Annotated in this window: 16 protein-coding genes and 1 tRNA gene; 7 read left to right on the top strand and 10 right to left on the bottom strand. The window is 65.2% G+C overall.

The features are described from left to right. The first annotated feature begins 20 nt into the window (after positions 1-20). From QTI24_RS01665 to QTI24_RS01645, 5 genes are all read left to right on the top strand, one after another. Positions 21-2,564, top strand: coding sequence for a PAS domain-containing sensor histidine kinase (locus tag QTI24_RS01665; RefSeq protein ID WP_286597896.1), 2,544 nt, complete (start codon positions 21-23; stop codon positions 2,562-2,564). Continuing rightward, positions 2,561-3,190: a response regulator transcription factor gene (locus QTI24_RS01660; protein ID WP_028253580.1), complete on the top strand. Its 630-nt coding sequence runs from the start codon at positions 2,561-2,563 to the stop codon at positions 3,188-3,190. The genes QTI24_RS01665 and QTI24_RS01660 overlap by 4 nt, the downstream gene beginning before the upstream one ends. Positions 3,191-3,268: 78 nt before the next feature. Next, on the top strand, positions 3,269-4,120 hold the full coding sequence (folD, locus tag QTI24_RS01655; RefSeq protein ID WP_286597895.1) for a bifunctional methylenetetrahydrofolate dehydrogenase/methenyltetrahydrofolate cyclohydrolase FolD: 852 nt from the start codon (positions 3,269-3,271) through the stop codon (positions 4,118-4,120). Positions 4,121-4,250: 130 nt separating this feature from the next. Next, positions 4,251-6,299 (top strand): M3 family metallopeptidase, encoded by a 2,049-nt coding sequence (locus QTI24_RS01650; protein WP_286597894.1) that lies wholly within the window; start codon positions 4,251-4,253, stop codon positions 6,297-6,299. Positions 6,300-6,365: 66 nt separating this feature from the next. Then, positions 6,366-6,992, top strand: coding sequence for a glutaredoxin family protein (locus QTI24_RS01645; RefSeq protein ID WP_286597893.1), 627 nt, complete (start codon positions 6,366-6,368; stop codon positions 6,990-6,992). A 26-nt stretch (positions 6,993-7,018) separates the two neighbouring features. Here the strand turns inward: QTI24_RS01645 and rpiA are convergent, their stop codons facing one another. After that, entirely contained in the window at positions 7,019-7,720 is a 702-nt protein-coding gene (gene rpiA, locus QTI24_RS01640) for a ribose-5-phosphate isomerase RpiA (RefSeq protein ID WP_286597892.1), read from the bottom strand. Between the two features lie 40 nt (positions 7,721-7,760). On the opposite strand from rpiA, the gene QTI24_RS01635 reads away from it, so the two are divergent. Further along, positions 7,761-8,828: a quinone-dependent dihydroorotate dehydrogenase gene (locus QTI24_RS01635; protein WP_286597891.1), complete on the top strand. Its 1,068-nt coding sequence runs from the start codon at positions 7,761-7,763 to the stop codon at positions 8,826-8,828. Positions 8,829-8,838: 10 nt separating this feature from the next. On the opposite strand, the gene QTI24_RS01630 is transcribed toward QTI24_RS01635, so the two are convergent. The 5 genes from QTI24_RS01630 to QTI24_RS31455 all read right to left on the bottom strand — a co-directional run bounded on the left by QTI24_RS01630 (position 8,839) and on the right by QTI24_RS31455 (position 12,245). Next, on the bottom strand, positions 8,839-9,531 hold the full coding sequence (locus tag QTI24_RS01630; RefSeq protein ID WP_286597890.1) for a phage holin family protein: 693 nt from the start codon (positions 9,529-9,531) through the stop codon (positions 8,839-8,841). A 33-nt stretch (positions 9,532-9,564) separates the two neighbouring features. After that, positions 9,565-9,873 (bottom strand): glycine zipper domain-containing protein, encoded by a 309-nt coding sequence (locus QTI24_RS01625; RefSeq protein WP_286368215.1) that lies wholly within the window; start codon positions 9,871-9,873, stop codon positions 9,565-9,567. 91 nt (positions 9,874-9,964) lie between these two features. Beyond that, positions 9,965-11,062 (bottom strand): NAD(P)/FAD-dependent oxidoreductase, encoded by a 1,098-nt coding sequence (locus QTI24_RS01620; RefSeq protein WP_286597888.1) that lies wholly within the window; start codon positions 11,060-11,062, stop codon positions 9,965-9,967. Positions 11,063-11,835: 773 nt separating this feature from the next. Next, positions 11,836-12,054, bottom strand: a complete 219-nt coding sequence (locus QTI24_RS01615; protein WP_286597886.1) for a hypothetical protein — start codon at positions 12,052-12,054, stop codon at positions 11,836-11,838. Next, positions 12,051-12,245, bottom strand: a complete 195-nt coding sequence (locus QTI24_RS31455; RefSeq protein WP_353506082.1) for a flagellar biosynthetic protein FliO — start codon at positions 12,243-12,245, stop codon at positions 12,051-12,053. Before QTI24_RS31455 ends, QTI24_RS01615 begins: the two co-directional genes overlap by 4 nt. Here QTI24_RS31455 and QTI24_RS01610 point away from each other — a divergent pair. Beyond that, entirely contained in the window at positions 12,153-13,091 is a 939-nt protein-coding gene (locus QTI24_RS01610) for a hypothetical protein (protein ID WP_286597884.1), read from the top strand. The two genes, QTI24_RS31455 and QTI24_RS01610, sit on opposite strands and share 93 nt — an antisense overlap. Before the next feature lie 131 nt (positions 13,092-13,222). On the opposite strand, the gene QTI24_RS01605 is transcribed toward QTI24_RS01610, so the two are convergent. The 4 genes from QTI24_RS01605 to hscA all read right to left on the bottom strand — a co-directional run bounded on the left by QTI24_RS01605 (position 13,223) and on the right by hscA (position 16,286). After that, positions 13,223-13,297, bottom strand: a tRNA-Val gene (locus tag QTI24_RS01605). Positions 13,298-13,363: 66 nt separating this feature from the next. After that, the gene (gene dnaQ, locus QTI24_RS01600) at positions 13,364-14,083 is read right to left on the bottom strand and encodes a DNA polymerase III subunit epsilon (protein WP_286597883.1); all 720 of its coding nucleotides are present in this window, start codon (positions 14,081-14,083) and stop codon (positions 13,364-13,366) included. Continuing rightward, the gene (gene fdx / locus QTI24_RS01595) at positions 14,083-14,421 is read right to left on the bottom strand and encodes an ISC system 2Fe-2S type ferredoxin (protein ID WP_286597881.1); all 339 of its coding nucleotides are present in this window, start codon (positions 14,419-14,421) and stop codon (positions 14,083-14,085) included. The genes dnaQ and fdx overlap by 1 nt, the downstream gene beginning before the upstream one ends. 8 nt (positions 14,422-14,429) lie before the next feature. Beyond that, positions 14,430-16,286, bottom strand: a complete 1,857-nt coding sequence (gene hscA / locus QTI24_RS01590; protein ID WP_286597878.1) for a Fe-S protein assembly chaperone HscA — start codon at positions 16,284-16,286, stop codon at positions 14,430-14,432.

Genomic DNA, 16,286 nt, shown 5'->3' with positions numbered 1-16,286 from the left:
CGTTCACCTAAACTTGCCCGATGCCCCTTTCTTCCCCGATCGCCGTCGCCCGCAACGCGGTGCACGCGTCGCCCCTTTCATGGTGGCGCCGCTGGTGGCGCCGCCAGACGCCTATGCTGCAGGACGCGGTCGCGATGCTGGCCCCGTTGGCGGCAGTGCTGCTTTTCCTTGCGGCCATCGTCTCTGCCTTCTGGTATCTCCGTGCGGAGGAAATGGAACGCGTCCAGGAGTCGGTGAGGCGCGACGTGGAATACGCGCAGCAGCGCGTGCGGCTTCGTCTGCTGGAGCGCCAAGAGCAGCTCATGCGACTGGCGCGCGATGCGTCCAACCGCGAGATCGACGCGACCGAATTCACCAGCCGCGCCGAATCGCTCGTGAGCCAGTTCCCGGAACTGCAGGCGGTGAGCTGGATCGACGATCGCCGCCGCTTCAAGGCCGGCTATGCCGCGCCCAGCGTCCACCCGGCGCAGCAGCATGCGATCGGTGACGTGCTGCGGCCTGGCGACACGGAGAGCAACTACGCCCTCGCGCGCGAACTGCGGCAACCTGTGTTCTCGCAACCCCTGGCCGGCGGTGAGCCGCAGCCTATGTTGCAGCTCCATATTCCCCTGTTCGACCAGGGCCTGTTTGCCGGAATGCTGCTGGGCGAGTTCTCCATCGACGGCCTGCTGCGCTATGGAATGCCCGCGGAAGTCTCGGCGCGCTACGCCGTTTCACTGCTTGACGCGAAGGGGGGCCTCCTCGCCGGCAACACGGTCGCGAGTCCGCGCGGTGCCGGCACGCGGCTCCTGCCCTGGACGGTGCGGACCAATGAGTACGAGGTGCCGGTCTCGCCGGTCGGGAATGCCCTGGTGCTGCGGGCGCAGGCGTATCGCACCTCGCAAGGCGTCGTGGGCAACGGGCTTTTCTGGCTGGTTGGCGCGCTCAGCGTGCTGACCAGCTGGATGCTGATCGGCACCTGGCGCCACACGCGGCGCCGACTGCAGGCACAACAGGCGCTGGTAGCCGAAACCAACTTCCGTCGCGCGATGGAAAACTCGATGCTCACCGGCATGCGGGTGCTCGACCTGGAAGGCCGCATCACCTACGTGAACGCTGCCTTCTGCGCGATGACGGGGTGGAGCGAAAACGAGCTCGTCGGCCAGACGCCGCCCTTCCCCTACTGGCTCGAATCCGACCGCGAGGTCATGAACGAGCGGCTCGAGGAAGAGCTGCACGGCCGCGCCTTGCCGGGTGGCTTCCAGGTGCGCGTGAAGCGCAAGAACGGCAGCGTGTTCAACGCACGGCTCTACGTCTCGCCGCTGATCGACGCACGCGGGCACCAGACCGGCTGGATGACGTCGATGACCGACATCACGGAGCCAACGCGCATTCGCGAACAGCTGTCGGCCTCATACGAACGCTTCACCACAGTGCTCGAAGCGCTGGATGCCTCGGTGTCGGTCGCGCCGCTGGGCAGCGAAGAGTTGCTGTTTGCCAATAAGCTCTATCGCCTCTGGTTCGGCTCCAACACCGTGGGGCACCTGGGCATGGTGGCGCAGGCTGGCGTGCCGGCCGCGCATGCGCACGACGAGGCCCTCGACGACGTCGACGCGTTTGCCGGCCTGCCGGTCGACCAGTTGACTGCCGCGCAACCGGCCAACAACGAGATCTTCGTGCCCGAACTCGGCAAGTGGCTCGAAGTGCGTTCGCGCTATCTGACCTGGGTCGACGGCCGGCTCGCGCAATTGGTCATCGCGACCGACATCACACCGCGGCGCGACGCGGAAGACCTGTCAGCAGCGCAGGCCGATCGGGCACAGGCTGCCAGCCGGCTGATCACCATGGGCGAAATGGCGTCCAGCGTGGCGCACGAACTCAACCAGCCACTGACCGCCATCACCAATTACTGCAACGGAATGATGTCGCGCATCAAGGGCCAGCAGATCGACTCGGACGCCCTGCTCGCGGCGCTCGACAAGACGTCGAAGCAGGCGCAGCGCGCGGGCCAGATCATCCAGCGCATCCGCTCCTTCGTGAAGCGCAGCGAGCCGAACCGGACGCCGGCCGAAGTCTCGACCATGGTGAGCGAAGCGGTCGAACTGGCCGGCATCGAGTTGCGGCGCCGCAACGTGCGTCTCAACCACTACGTCGCGGCGCGCCTGCCGATCCTGCGCGTCGACCCCATCCTGATCGAGCAGGTGATGGTCAACCTGCTGAAGAACGCCGCTGAATCCATCGACCTGGCGAACCGACCGCTGGCGCGCCGTAGCGTCGAACTGCGTGTGCTACCGAAGATCATCGACGGGCACAACGCCGTCGAATTCTCGGTGCAGGACACCGGCATGGGCCTGGCACCTGAAGTGATGGACCGGCTGTACGAAGCCTTCTTCTCCACCAAGCCCGAAGGTATGGGCATCGGGCTCAATCTCTGCCGGACCATCGTCGAGTCGCATCGCGGCCGGATGCAGGCGGAGAACATCTACAATGGGCCCGATGTGGTCGGATGCCGTTTCTCCTTCTGGATACCGGTGTTAGACGCTATCGAATCCGTAGCAAGCAACGAGGCGAAAGTACCTGCATGAGTTTGATTCCCAAGAAGGGCACCGTCTATGTCGTCGACGACGACGAAGCGGTTCGCGATTCGCTGCAATGGCTGCTCGAAGGCAAGGACTACCGGGTCCGCTGCTTCGACTCCGCCGAATCGTTTCTCTCCCGCTATGACCCGCGCGAAGTCGCCTGCCTGATCGTCGACATCCGCATGGGCGGCATGTCGGGCATCGAGTTGCAGGACCGCCTGATCGAGCGGCGATCGCCCCTGCCGATTGTCGTGATCACCGGCCATGGCGACGTGCCGATGGCGGTGGACAGCATGAAGAAGGGTGCAATGGATTTCATCCAGAAGCCCTTCAACGACGAGGCCCTTGTGGCGCTGGTCGAGCGCATGCTCGAGCACGCGCGCGGCGCTTTTGCGCAGCACCAGCAATCCGCCAGCCGCGATGCGCTGCTGTCGAAGCTCACCGGCCGCGAGGCGCAGGTGCTCGAACGCATCGTGGCAGGCCGGCTGAACAAGCAAATCGCCGACGACCTCGGCATCAGCATCAAGACGGTGGAGGCGCACCGCGCCAACATCATGGAAAAGCTCAACGCCAACACGGTGGCCGACCTGCTCAAGATTGCGCTTGGGCAGGCCGCCCCGGCCAAGGCCTAGCCGCCGTTCGAGCAACGGACACCACCAGCCTTCCACGCCTGCGCAAGCGGGCGTTTCTACTTGGAAATCCAAAATTCGATGACCGCCCAACTGATCGACGGCAACGCGCTGTCCCGAAAAATCCGCGCCGAAGTGGCTGGCCGCATTGGAGCACTCAAGGCACGGGGGATCGAACCGACGCTTGCGATCGTCCTGGTCGGCGACGATCCTGCCAGCCAGGTCTACGTCAAGCACAAGGTCAACGACAGCAGCGAAACCGGACTGACCGCGAATCTCGAGCGCTATCCCGCCTCCTTGACCGAAGCCGACCTGCTCGCGCGCATCCACGCCTTGAACGAAGACCCCAAGGTGCACGGCATCCTGGTGCAACTCCCGCTGCCGCCGCACATGGACAGCCATCGGGTCATCGAGGCCATTTCGCCAGCGAAGGACGTGGACGGATTCCACGTCGCCAGCGCAGGCGCGCTGATGGTGGGCCAGCCGGGCTTCTGGCCCTGCACGCCGCACGGGTGCATGAAGATGCTCGAATGGATCGGCTACGACCTGCGCGGCAAGCACGCGGTCGTGATCGGCCGCAGCAACATCGTCGGCAAGCCCATGGCCATGATGCTGTTGGCGAAGAACGCCACGGTGACCATCTGCCACAGCGCGACGAAAGATCTCGCCGCCGTCACCCGTCAGGCCGACGTGGTCGTCGCCGCGGTCGGCAAGCGCAACATCCTGACCGCAGATATGGTGAAGCCCGGCGCGGTGGTCGTCGACGTTGGCATGAACCGCAAGGACGACGGCAAGCTCGCGGGCGACGTGGACTTCGACGGCGTCAAGGAAGTCGCGGGCTGGATCACTCCCGTCCCCGGCGGCGTGGGCCCGATGACCCGCGCCATGCTGCTCGCCAACACCCTTGAAGCGGCAGAACGCGCCGCAAACTAGGAATCACCCCGTTGCTTGCTCACTTCGTGTAGCCGCCTCCCCCTCGAGGGGCACCACCGGCGGCCCGGCGAAGCCGGATCCGCGGTGGTTCCCGAAGGGGCCTTGCTCCGCTCGCCCTGGAAACTTACCTATGACCAACCCGCTTCTCGACTTCACTGATCTCCCGCTGTTCGATCGGATCACGCCCGAGCAGGTGGCGCCTGCCGTCGATACGCTCCTGGCTGATGCCGAGGCGGCGCTGCAAACCGTGACGGCACCGGAGTTCCCGGCCGACTGGATGACGATCTCCAGGGTGCTCGACGTAGCTTCGGAGCGCTTCAGCCGCGCATGGGGTGCCGTGGGGCATCTCAACGCCGTCGCCGACACGCCCGAATTGCGCGCCGCGTACAACGAGGCCATGCCGCGGGTCACGGCCTTCTGGACACGGCTCGGATCCGACGAGCGGCTCTACGCCAAGTACAAGGCCATTGATCCAGCCACGCTCAACACCGAACAACGCCAGGCCCATCGCAATGCGATCCGCAACTTCGTACTCGGTGGAGCCGAACTGCAGGGCGTCGCCAAGACGCGCTTCGCGGAAATCCAGGAACGCCAGGCCGAACTGAGCCAGAAGTTCAGCGAAAACGCACTCGATGCGACCGACGCCTTCGCCTGGTACGCACAGGCCGACGAACTCGAAGGCCTGCCCGAGGACGTCGTCAGCGGAGCGCGCGCGGCCGCCGAAGCGGAAGGCAAGGACGGCTTCAAGCTCACGCTGAAGATGCCCTCCTACCTGCCGGTCATGCAGTTTGCCAAGAGCAGCGCACTGCGCGAAAGGCTCTACCGTGCCTACGTGACGCGTGCCAGCGAGTTCGGCGATCCGGCCTTCGACAACACCGAGCTGATCCGCGAGATCCTCGCGTTGCGGCAGGAGGAAGCCAGGCTGCTCGGCTATCCCAACTTCGGCGAGCTTTCCATCGTGCCGAAGATGGCTGAATCGGGCGACCAGGTCGTCAAGTTCCTGCGCGATCTGGCCACCAAGGCCAAGCCCTACGGCGAGCGCGATCTGGCCGACCTGCGCGCATTCGCGGCCGAGCAACTCGGTATCCTCGATCCGCAGCCCTGGGACTGGAGCTACATCGGCGAAAAGCTCAAGGAAGCGCGCTATGCCTTCAGCGAGCAGGAGGTCAAGCAGTACTTCACCGCGCCGAAAGTCATGGCGGGACTGTTCAAGATCGTCGAGACGCTGTTCGAAGTGTCGATCCGCCGGGACAGCGCACCCGTGTGGCACCCGAGCGTCGAGTTCTACCGAATCGAGCGCGCCGGGGAAAAGGTCGGCCAGTTCTACCTCGACCCGTCCGCCCGTGCCGCCAAGCGCGGTGGCGCGTGGATGGACGACGTGCGCGCTCGCTGGCTGCGCCCGGATACCGGCACCCTGCAGACGCCCGTCGCGCAGCTGGTGTGCAACTTCGCCGAGGGCGTCGACGGCAAGCCGCCGCTGCTCACGCACGACGACGTGACCACGCTCTTCCACGAGTTCGGCCATGGCCTGCACCACATGCTCACGCAGATCAACGAGCGCGACGTGTCGGGTATCAGCGGTGTCGAGTGGGACGCGGTCGAACTGCCGAGCCAGTTCATGGAGAACTTCTGCTGGGAGTGGGACGTTCTCGCCCACATGACCTCGCACGTCGACACCGGCGAGCCTTTGCCGCGCGCCCTCTTCGACAAGATGACGGCGGCCAAGAACTTCCAGAGCGGCCTGCAGACCCTGCGCCAGATCGAGTTCTCGCTATTCGACATGCTTTTGCACACTGAATATGACGCTGCCACGGCCAAGCCAGGCGATGTGCTGGCGTTGCTCGGCAAGGTGCGCAGCGAAGTCGCGGTCATGCCGGCGCCCCCCTTCAGCCGCACGCCCAACACCTTCAGCCACATCTTCTCGGGCGGCTACGCGGCCGGCTACTACAGCTACAAGTGGGCCGAGGTCCTCAGCGCCGACGCCTACGCGGCCTTCGAGGAGACCGCCGGCGTCAATGGCGAACCCAGCATCGAGACCGGACGGAAGTACCGCCAGGCCATCCTGGAGGCAGGCGGCAGCCGCACCGCGATGGAATCCTTCAAGGCTTTCCGCGGCCGCGAACCTCAACTCGATGCGCTGTTGCGACATCAGGGGATGGCAGAGGCCCAGACCGCTTGAGAAACGACGGCGTTGCCGGCAGACCCTGAGATACTTCGTTACATCCGATTTCGGGAGTAGTCATCGATGAAGCTCAACGCCGCCCTCTCGGGCCTCACCTTACTGGCGGTCGCTTGCGCCGCGCTCGCGCAGCCGGTCTACCGCAATGTCGACAAGAACGGCAAGGTCACCTTCTCCGACCAACCGCCGGCTGCCAATGCCCAGCCCGCGGCGCCTCGCTCCGGCAGCTCGATAAGCACGAATTCGGCCCTTCCTTACGAATTGCGGCAAGTGGCTCAACGCTATCCGGTCACGCTTTACACCGGGGACGAATGCGGCCCTTGCGGTGCCGGCCGCTCGCTGTTGATCGCGCGCGGCGTGCCTTTCGAGGAACGCACCGTCAAGACCAACGAGGACATCGGCGCCCTGCAGCGTCTGAGCAGCCAGAGCTCCCTTCCCTTGGTCACGATCGGCGCGCAGCAACTCAAGGGCTTCTCGGATGCCGAGTGGTCGCAATACCTCGATGCGGCGGGCTATCCCAAAAGCGCCCAGTTGCCGCCGGGCTACCGCAATCCGCCGGCGCAACCCCTGGTCGCCTTGCAACCTGCGGCGCAGCCCGCGCCCGCAGCGCCCGCACCGGCGGCAGCGCCCGCACCGGCACCTGCTGCAGCGAGCGGACCGACCCCGAGCAACCCCGCCGGCATCAAGTTCTGACGCAACGCTGGTGCCGCCTGCGCTGCTCAGTTGAAGCGCATGGTTCTCACGCCCGTCGACGTGCCCAGGAGGCACACGCTGGCGCGCTGGTGCGCGAAGACGCCCACCGTCACCACGCCCGGCCACTGATTCACCTCGCTCTCGAAGCCGAGCGGGTCGGGGATCCTCAGGCCGGTCACGTCGACGATGTGCTGGCCGTTGTCGGTAATCAGTGGCACGCCGTCCTTCTCGCGGACCTGCGCCAGGCCGCCCAGGCGCGTGAACTGCCGAATCACGCGCTGCACCGCCATCGGAATCACTTCGACCGGCAGCGGGAAGGCGCCCAGCGTGTTCACGAGCTTGGATGCATCGGCGATGCACACGAAGCGCTTGGACTGGGCGGCAACGATCTTCTCGCGCGTGAGCGCGGCGCCACCTCCCTTGATCATGTAGCCGCGGCCGTCGATCTCGTCCGCGCCGTCGATGTAGACCGCCAGTTCCTCGACCTCGTTGCTGTCGAACACCGGGATGCCCAAGGCACGCAGGCGCTCCGTCGATGCCACCGAACTCGACACCGCGCCCCGGATGTCTCCTTTGATCGTCGCGAGAGCGTCGATGAACTTGTTCACGGTCGAACCCGTGCCGACGCCGACGATCTGGCCCTTCACCACGTAGTCCAGCGCGGCGCGACCGACCTGTGCCTTGAGTTCGTCCTGAGTCAAGGCGGGAGCTGGGGCGGGTGAGGTCATCGGAGAGAATCCTTGGCTGATTGAAGTCGAGAATTATCCGATGCCCCTGCTGTTGCCCTCTTCACTTTACGGGCTTGCCCGACCCTTCCTCTTTGGATTCGACCCCGAGCACGCCCATGAGCTGACGCTCGACGCGCTGGCGCGCACGCAGAACACACCGCTGGCCTGCGCTTACGCGGCGCCGCGCGTGGACGACAGGATCACCGTCGCCGGGCTGCAGTTTCCGAACCGCATCGGACTCGCGGCCGGCCTCGACAAGAACGCGCGCTGCATCGACGCCTTTGCCGCGATGGGCTTCGGCTTCGTGGAGGTCGGGACCGTCACGCCGAAGCCACAGCCGGGCAACCCGAAGCCGCGCATGTTCCGCCTGCCGCAGCGCGATGCGCTGATCAACCGACTCGGCTTCAACAACGACGGGCTCGAAGCCTTCATCGCCAACGTCCAGCGTGCGCGCTTTCGCCGCAATACGTCCCGGGCACCGATGCTGCTCGGCCTCAACATCGGGAAGAACGCGGCCACGCCGATCGAGCGGGCGGTGGACGACTACCTGATCTGCCTGGACGGCGTGTATCCCCACTCGGACTACGTGACCATCAACATCTCGAGCCCCAACACGGCCAACCTGCGGTCACTCCAAAGCGACGAGGCGCTTGACGCGCTGCTCGGCGCGGTGGCGGACAAGCGCGAGGCACTGGCCGCACGACAAGGCAGACGCGTTCCTCTCTTCGTGAAGATCGCGCCGGACCTCGACGCGGCCCAGGTCAAGGTGATCGCGGCCACGCTTCAGCGCCACGGGATGGACGGTGTGATCGCCACCAACACCACCCTCGCGCGCGACGCAGTGGCAGGACTGCCCCATGCCAATGAAACCGGCGGCCTCTCGGGTGCGCCGGTCAAGGAAGCGAGCAACCGCGTGATCGGCCAATTGCGAGCGGAGTTGGGACCCAGATATCCGATCATCGGTGTGGGGGGCGTCCTGAACGCCGCGGATGCACAGGCCAAGATCGACGCCGGCGCCGATCTCGTGCAGATCTACACCGGACTGATCTATCGGGGGCCGGCGCTGGTCCACCAGGCGGCCCAGGCACTGCGCAAGCGCCGGGCCTGAGCGCCGGCAATCAACGCATCCGCCAGATCACCGGAACGATCACGGATGCCCAGCGCACGAGGCGACGCGGCCCCACGACTGCCACGACGGTTGCAGCCGCCACACCGGTTGCGATGGGATGCTCGCGCGCCAGGCGCATGGCCGTGGCACTCGCGGATTCGTCCGCTCGGGGCGACGGTGCCTCACCCGCTCCCGTAGCAGCAGCCTGGAGCGTCGCGATGCGCTCGCGCTGGCGCTCGATGCGTGCGAGCAGTTCCTCGCGAGTTGCGGGTCGTTCTTGGCGCGCCGCGTCTTCACTTCGCTGACGACCGAGGCTCTCCTGGATCCATGCCAAGTCGCGCTCGAACGCCTCGCGCGCCGGATCGAACGCTTCCGAAGATTTGCTCAGCATGGACATCAAAACGACTACCGCCGCCAACCAGAGCCCAACCCACATCGCGGCCATCAACCAGGCTGCTGTGATGCGGTGCGGCGTCTCCCAGAAATGCACGACGATCGCCACGGACAGCAACGCGATGGCAACGGTCGTGAGTCCGATGACCGCAATCACCAGTCCCAGGATACTCTTGAGGCGCTTTCTCTCGTCCTGCCACGCGAATCGCAGAAGCTGCGCCCGGTCTTCGGCAGCCAGTGCGCCTTCACCCGCCAGGATGCGCAATCGGCGCAGGTAACCCTTGAGCCCGAAGAGACTCGACACCCTCATCGGCGGCCCCCGCGGGCGCCGGGTGCGTTGCGCTCAGCGGCGGCCAAGCAGCAGGCCCACCAGCACGCCCACCGCCAGCGCGGCGCCGGCGATCTGCCAGGGCTCGTCATGAGCGTAGGCATTGGCCGTATTGGCTGCTTCGCGGGCCTTCTGGGCGGCAACACGGCTCTTCTCAGCCGCGAGTTCACGCGCGATCGCCAATTTGCTGTCGATGCGCTGACGCAGCGCCTTGATGTGAGGCACGGAGTCGAGATCTTTGCTTGCGAGCACGCCACGGACGTCGCTCGCGATATCTTCAGCCACGGCGTTGGCCGCGGCTTCGAGATTGGTGGATGCAGTCATTGAAAAAGGTCCTCCTCGGTCGCGCCGGCACCGCGCCGGCGGCTCCACGCCGACAGCGGCGTGCCGTTCCATGGTACATGCCCTCGCGCATCTACGACAGCAGTTCGGCCACATGGCGGCCAATGGCAAGGCTGCTGGTCAGCCCCGGTGACTCGATCCCGAACAGGTTGACCAGCCCCGGCACACCGTGGGTGGACGGCCCTTCGATCCTGAAATCGGCCGCTGCTTCGCCCGGCCCGGATATCTTGGGACGAATGCCTGCGTAGCCCGCGACGAGCACGCCATCGGGCAAGGCGGGCCAGTACCTGCGCACCTCGGCATAAAAACTGTCGCCGCGCGCCGGATCCACGATCAGGTCGTCGGGCGAAGCCACCCACTGGACGTCTGGGCCGAACTTGGCCTGACCGCCCAGGTCGAGCGTCAGATGCACGCCCAGGCCCGCGGCCTCCGGCACCGGATAGATCAGGCGACTGAACGGTGCCCGGCACGCCAGGGTGAAGTAGTTGCCCTTGGCGTAGTAGGCCGACGGCACCGCATTCGCGGGAAGCCCCTGAAACTGGCGGGCCAACAGAGGCGCCGCCAGCCCTGCGGAGTTCACCACGGTGTTGCAACGCAGGGCCGTGCCGTCCTGCGTCATCACGATGACCGATCCGTCCGCGCATTCGGCGCGCTCGACTTTCGACTTCAATGCCACGACCCCGCCGGCGTTTTCAAGATCGCCCTGCAGGCTCAACATCAACGCGTGGCTGTCGACGATGCCAGTGCTCGGCGAGTGCAAGGCGGCAAGGCATTCCAGTTGCGGCTCCATCGCCTGGGCCTGCTCGCGCGTGAGGAGCACCAGGTCATCCACGCCGTTGGCGCGCGCCTTGGCCATGATGCCGTCGAGTTGCGCGACCTGCGGCTCGGCAGTGGCCACGATGAGCTTGCCGCAACGACGATGAGGCAGGCCTCGCTGTCCGGCATAGTCATAGAGCAACTGCTTGCCCTCTACGCACAGCCGCGCCTTCAGCGAGCCCTGCGGGTAATAGATGCCAGCGTGGATCACCTCGCTGTTGCGGGAACTCGTCCCTGTCCCGATGGCGCCTTCGGCCTCCAGCACGATGACGTCACGCCCTTGCAACGCGAGCGCTCTTGCGACGGCGAGCCCCACCACTCCGGCGCCGATGACGGCACAATCGAATTCATCCATCCCGCGAGCTTAGCCGCCTGATCCGCTCACTCCGGCTGGACCGTGAACGGACTCTCTGGATCGACTGGACTGCCCGGCGGCGTAACAGGGCCCTCGTCGGGCTCTACGGGCAACTCCGGCACATCCGGGGGATCGGACGTGATTGGCGTCGGGAGATCAGGACTGGTGGCCATGGCGTACTCCTTCTTGCGCCGCTTCTACGACTTCAGCGGAACTGTGAGGACGGCGCACAGGCGAATTTTGCGTCGGTGCGGGCCGACATGAACCCGGAATGGGTTTGGACGGGGTTGAACTCGGCCCGGCAGGCGGAGAACTTTCCAATCGGTTCTAGCTGTGGCTTGTCAATAGTTAGCACAGCGGTAGTCGTAGGGTCAGCCCAGGGCCGCCGAGCGGCGATGGCGCGGCATAGATGCGCCCACGATGGTCGCCGACGATCTGTTCGCACAAAGCAATGCTGGCGATCGCATTCGCATGGGCCTCGTCGGTCCGGCGCCAGTTCCGTGAACGCGGAACTGAAGAATCGCCCGAGGCACGGCACTCCAGAGGGACCCGAATCCATGAAATTGACGACCGCGTGCGCCAATCCATGCGGGCCAGCATCTGCAGCGTACTCCCCGCAGGCATGACGCGGCATGCCAGATCGAACGACGCGCGAGAGCACTTCTTGCATGCCCGAGCGATCGAGAATCACCGTCAGCGGTTGGGGCGGGAGTCTCCCGCATCGGTCGAATGGGACAGCCGTTGAATTGGCCGTCGAACCACAACGCGTTAGATCAACTCGGGAAAATCTGGAGCGGCAACGGATGTGCGGCGCCTTCGCGCTTGAACTTGCGCAATGGCGCCATGCCCTTGCCCGCCTCGACGGACAGCTTGCTCGCAATGCGACGATGATGCGCAGCAAGCTTGTCAGGCACACGAGCAGCGCCGGCAGGATCGCCAGCACGGAGAGCCCCGAGGACAACGCGCAGCGCCTGCGCGGTGTCACCGCTCATGGTGCCCACGGCACACCCTTCAGCTCGGGCCCCACGACGGGCATCGGCGTGGCTTCGGCATCGGGTCCGGCAGGCGATTCAGCCAATAACTGAATGGCGTGATCACTGCATCCGACCAGCAGGCGACGGCCTTCCCAACAAACAACATGCAGGCTGTGGCGCGGCGAGAGTCGAACGCCGGACAGGCGCACGATCCTGGCACTGGCCCTTTTGTCCAGGCTGCACGCAACCTGTCTCCACCAAGGTCTCCCGCGCTTCGTTTGCCGGGTCGAAAGAATCGCTGCGATCGCAAGGAACACACCCGTCAGAGCGAACCCGACCCGCCAAGCGTCTCCTTCGGGCAACATGATGCGACCCAGCGCCTCATGCTGGACCGGAAAGCCGGCCGGAATACTGGGCGTGCCGACGGGCGTGGGCGCGGCCTCCGCAGTTTGCGCTGTGGCAATCGATGGAACGGCGAGGCTCCCTATCGCCATCAGGCCCGCGAGGCACAGTGCAGTAACGCCAGCCGGGATCCGTCGCGTGTCAAATACAAACATCGATCAGGCGCGACCGGCAATTCGGTGATGCATTGCAAAGTGATCGTCGACAGCGACCAATTGGTGGCGCGCGACGACCTTGCCTTCGATGCTCAGGTCCACCGACTGGTCGATGGCGCGATCGCGCCGCAGCACCTGGTGCTCCCTGTCGGCGACGATTCCTTCGATGGCATTCGTCATCAGTTCTTTTCCTTCAATGAATGGGTGTTCGAGTGGGATGCGGCCGGCAACGCCAGTTTGACGGCGACTCGCTTCGACCTGCCCCGACGCAGCCGTCGCTCATCGGCGGCCCGTCGGCAACAGTCACGATCGCGGGTGCATCGAGCCGATGTATTAGCGGAACACGTCGCCGTGGATCGAGAAGCGGGAATTCTCGCGACCAGCCCTGATCTTGAATGCGAGGCGTGTCTGTCTGCGGCTCCGGAAAGGACTGAAGTTTGCAGCGGAAACTTCTCGCCGTGGCGGCCAACGCATGCAACCGAAACCGATTCGACTTGAGGCTGAACAGCCAGATCACCCATCCGCCGGTTCACGCGGCAGCGGGCCTATACGCAAGACCCACGAAGGGAACGCGCGGCGCCTCATGTCGAGGCAACTCGACACAAGAGATGAAACAGGAGGGGGAAATTTGGTGGGCGGTGGAGGCTTCGAACCTCCGACCCCAGCAGTGTGAATGCTGTGCTCTACCCCTGAGCTAACCGCCCGCGGCGCACATGCAAGTGACATGCGCCATTTGGATCTATTCGCGCCGTGTGGTGCGAAGCCTGCGATTATGCCACAGCTTTTTCGGCCATCTGACGAAAAAGCGTCCGGCCGTTGCTCGACTTGTCGAGTTGCAGCAGCACTTCTTCGTGCGCCGTGAGTTCGTGCTCGGTTGCCACGAGCACCGGCAACTCGAACGTGCTCAGATCCACGACGATGACGATGCCTTGCGCCGGCTCGTTCGCCGCCACGTCGATCAACAGTGCGTCCTGTCCGCGCGTGAGATTGATGTAGACGTCGGCCAGCAGTTGAGCGTCGAGCTTCGCGCCGTGAAAGGTGCGGTTCGAGCGATCGACGCCGAAGCGGTCGCACAGCGCGTCGAGCGAATTGCGCTTGCCGGGGTACACCGTCTTCGCCATCGCAAGCGTGTCGGTGACTTCGCCGACAAAACTCCGCAATGGCGGCAGGCCGGCAAGCTCCAGCTCCTTGTTGAGGAAGCCGACGTCGAAGGCCGCGTTGTGAATGATCAACTCGGCGTCGCGCAGGTACTCGACGATGTCGTTGCCGAGCGTCGCGAACTTGGGCTTGTCGCGCAGAAAATCGGTCGTCAAACCGTGCACCTTGAGCGCGTCCTCATGGCTTTCGCGCTCGGGGTTGAAATAGATGTGCAGGTCGTTACCTGTGAGCTTGCGGTTGTACAGCTCCACACATCCCAGTTCGATGATGCGGTCGCCGTTCTCCGCCGAGAGGCCCGTGGTTTCGGTGTCGAGAACGATCTGCCGGGTCATCAGTGCTTTTCTTTCGCGTGGTTGATCGAGTATTTGGGGATCTCGACGGTCAAGTCCGTCTGCGCCAGGATCGCCTGGCAGCTCAGGCGCGACTGCGGCTCGAGGCCCCATGCGCGGTCCAGCAGATCCTCCTCGCCCTCTTCCGCTTCGTTGAGCGAATTGAGACCCTGTCGCACGATGACGTGGCAGGTGGTGCAGGCGCAGCTCATCTCGCACGCATGCTCGATGTTGATGTGGTTCTCGAGCATGGCCTCGCAGATTGAGGTGCCGGCAGGCGCACTGATCTCTGCGCCTTGCGGACAGTACTCTGGATGGGGAAGGATCTTGATCGTGGGCATGGAGAGTTCTACAGGGATTCGATCTGGCGGCCGGCGAGCGCACGCGCAATGCCGGCATTCATGCGCTGGGCGGCGAAGGCCTCCGTGCCGTCGGCCAGCGACTTGGTAGCCGCCTCGACCACAGCGGCGTCGCTGGCGGACCGTGCACTGCGCAACCCCTCCATCAACACCTCGATCGCGCCGCGCTCTTCACTCGACAACAGCGCGCCATCGGCATCGAGCGCGCTTTGCGTGGCCAGCAACATGCGATCGGCGTCCACGCGCGCCTCGACCAGCGCACGAGCCTGCATGTCCTGCTGAGCGGTCGAGAAGCTCTCCTGCAGCATGGTCGCGATCTGGTCGTCGGAAAGACCGTAGGACGGCTTGACCGTGACATTCGCCTCCACGCCGCTGCCCTGCTCCTTGGCGCTCACGCTGAGGAGGCCGTCGGCATCGACGGTAAAGGTGACTCGGATCCGCGCAGCACCGGCGGTCATCGGCGGAATGCCGCGCAGCTCGAATCGCGCGAGGCTGCGGCAATCCGCAACGAGATCACGCTCCCCCTGCACCACGTGCAATGCCAAGGCGGTCTGGCCGTCCTTGTAGGTCGTGAAGTCCTGGGCCATGGCCGTCGGGATGGTCTGGTTGCGCGGAACGATGCGCTCGACCAGGCCGCCCATCGTCTCGATGCCGAGCGAGAGCGGAATCACGTCGAGCAACAGCAGGTCATCGGCACCGCCGTTGCCGGCCAACTGATGGGCCTGGATCGCGGCGCCGAGCGCGACGACTTCATCGGGGTTGAGGTTGATCAGCGGATCACGCCCGAAGAAATCGCCGACCGCACGGCGGATCTGCGGCATGCGCGTGGCGCCGCCGACCAGCACGATGCCCTGCAACTCTGCGGATTGCAGGCGTGCATCGCGCAGTGCCTTGCGGACCGCCACGATCGTTCGCGCCGTCAGGCTTGCCGTGGCCGCGTCGAACTGCTCGCGGCGGACCTCGAAACGGATCTCCCCCGCCACCAGCCCGGCAACGAATGCAGTCGACTCGGCCGAAGACAGCGCCTCCTTGGCGGCCCTCGCCGCCACGAGCAGCGCAGCCCTGTCGGCGTCGCCTTGCGCCTTGTAGCCGGTCTGAGAGAGAACGAACTCAGCCAGTGCGTGGTCGTAGTCGTCGCCGCCCAGCGCGGAGTCGCCACCTGTGGCGATGACTTCGAAGACGCCCTGGGTCAGCCGCAGGATCGAGATGTCGAAGGTGCCACCGCCAAGGTCGTAGACGGCGTAGACACCTTCGCTTGCGTTGTCCAGCCCGTAGGCAATCGCGGCCGCCGTCGGCTCGCTGATCAGCCGCAGCACGTTGAGCCCGGCCAGTTGAGCGGCATCCTTCGTCGCTTGGCGCTGGCCTTCGTCGAAGTAGGCCGGCACTGTGATCACGGCACCATAGAGCTCATCGTCGAAGGTGTCCTCGGCGCGGTAGCGCAAGGTCGCAAGGATCTCGGCACTGACTTCGATCGGTGACTTCTCGCCGGCCACGGTCTGCACCTGGACCATGCCGTCGTCGCCCGTCAGGTGATAGGCCATCGCGTCCCGGTTGGCGATGTCCTGGATGCCGCGGCCCATCAGTCGCTTGACGGATGTGATCACGTTGGCCGGATCGGCGGAACGCGCCGCCAGCGCGTCGAAGCCGATCTGACGCCGATCCTTGTCGAGATAACGCACGGCTGAAGGCATCACCACACGGCCTTCCGCATCGGGAAGGCATTCCGCGACACCGTTGCGCACAGCAGCCACCAGCGAGTGGGTCGTGCCGAGGTCGATACCGACGGCGATGCGGCGCTGGTGCGGATCGGGCGCCTGCCCGGGTTCTGAAATCTGAAGCAATGCCAT

The organism is Variovorax sp. J22P240 (genome assembly GCF_030316855.1).
GTDB lineage: Bacteria > Pseudomonadota > Gammaproteobacteria > Burkholderiales > Burkholderiaceae_C > Variovorax.
This window is presented reverse-complemented; position numbering and strand designations above follow the sequence as displayed.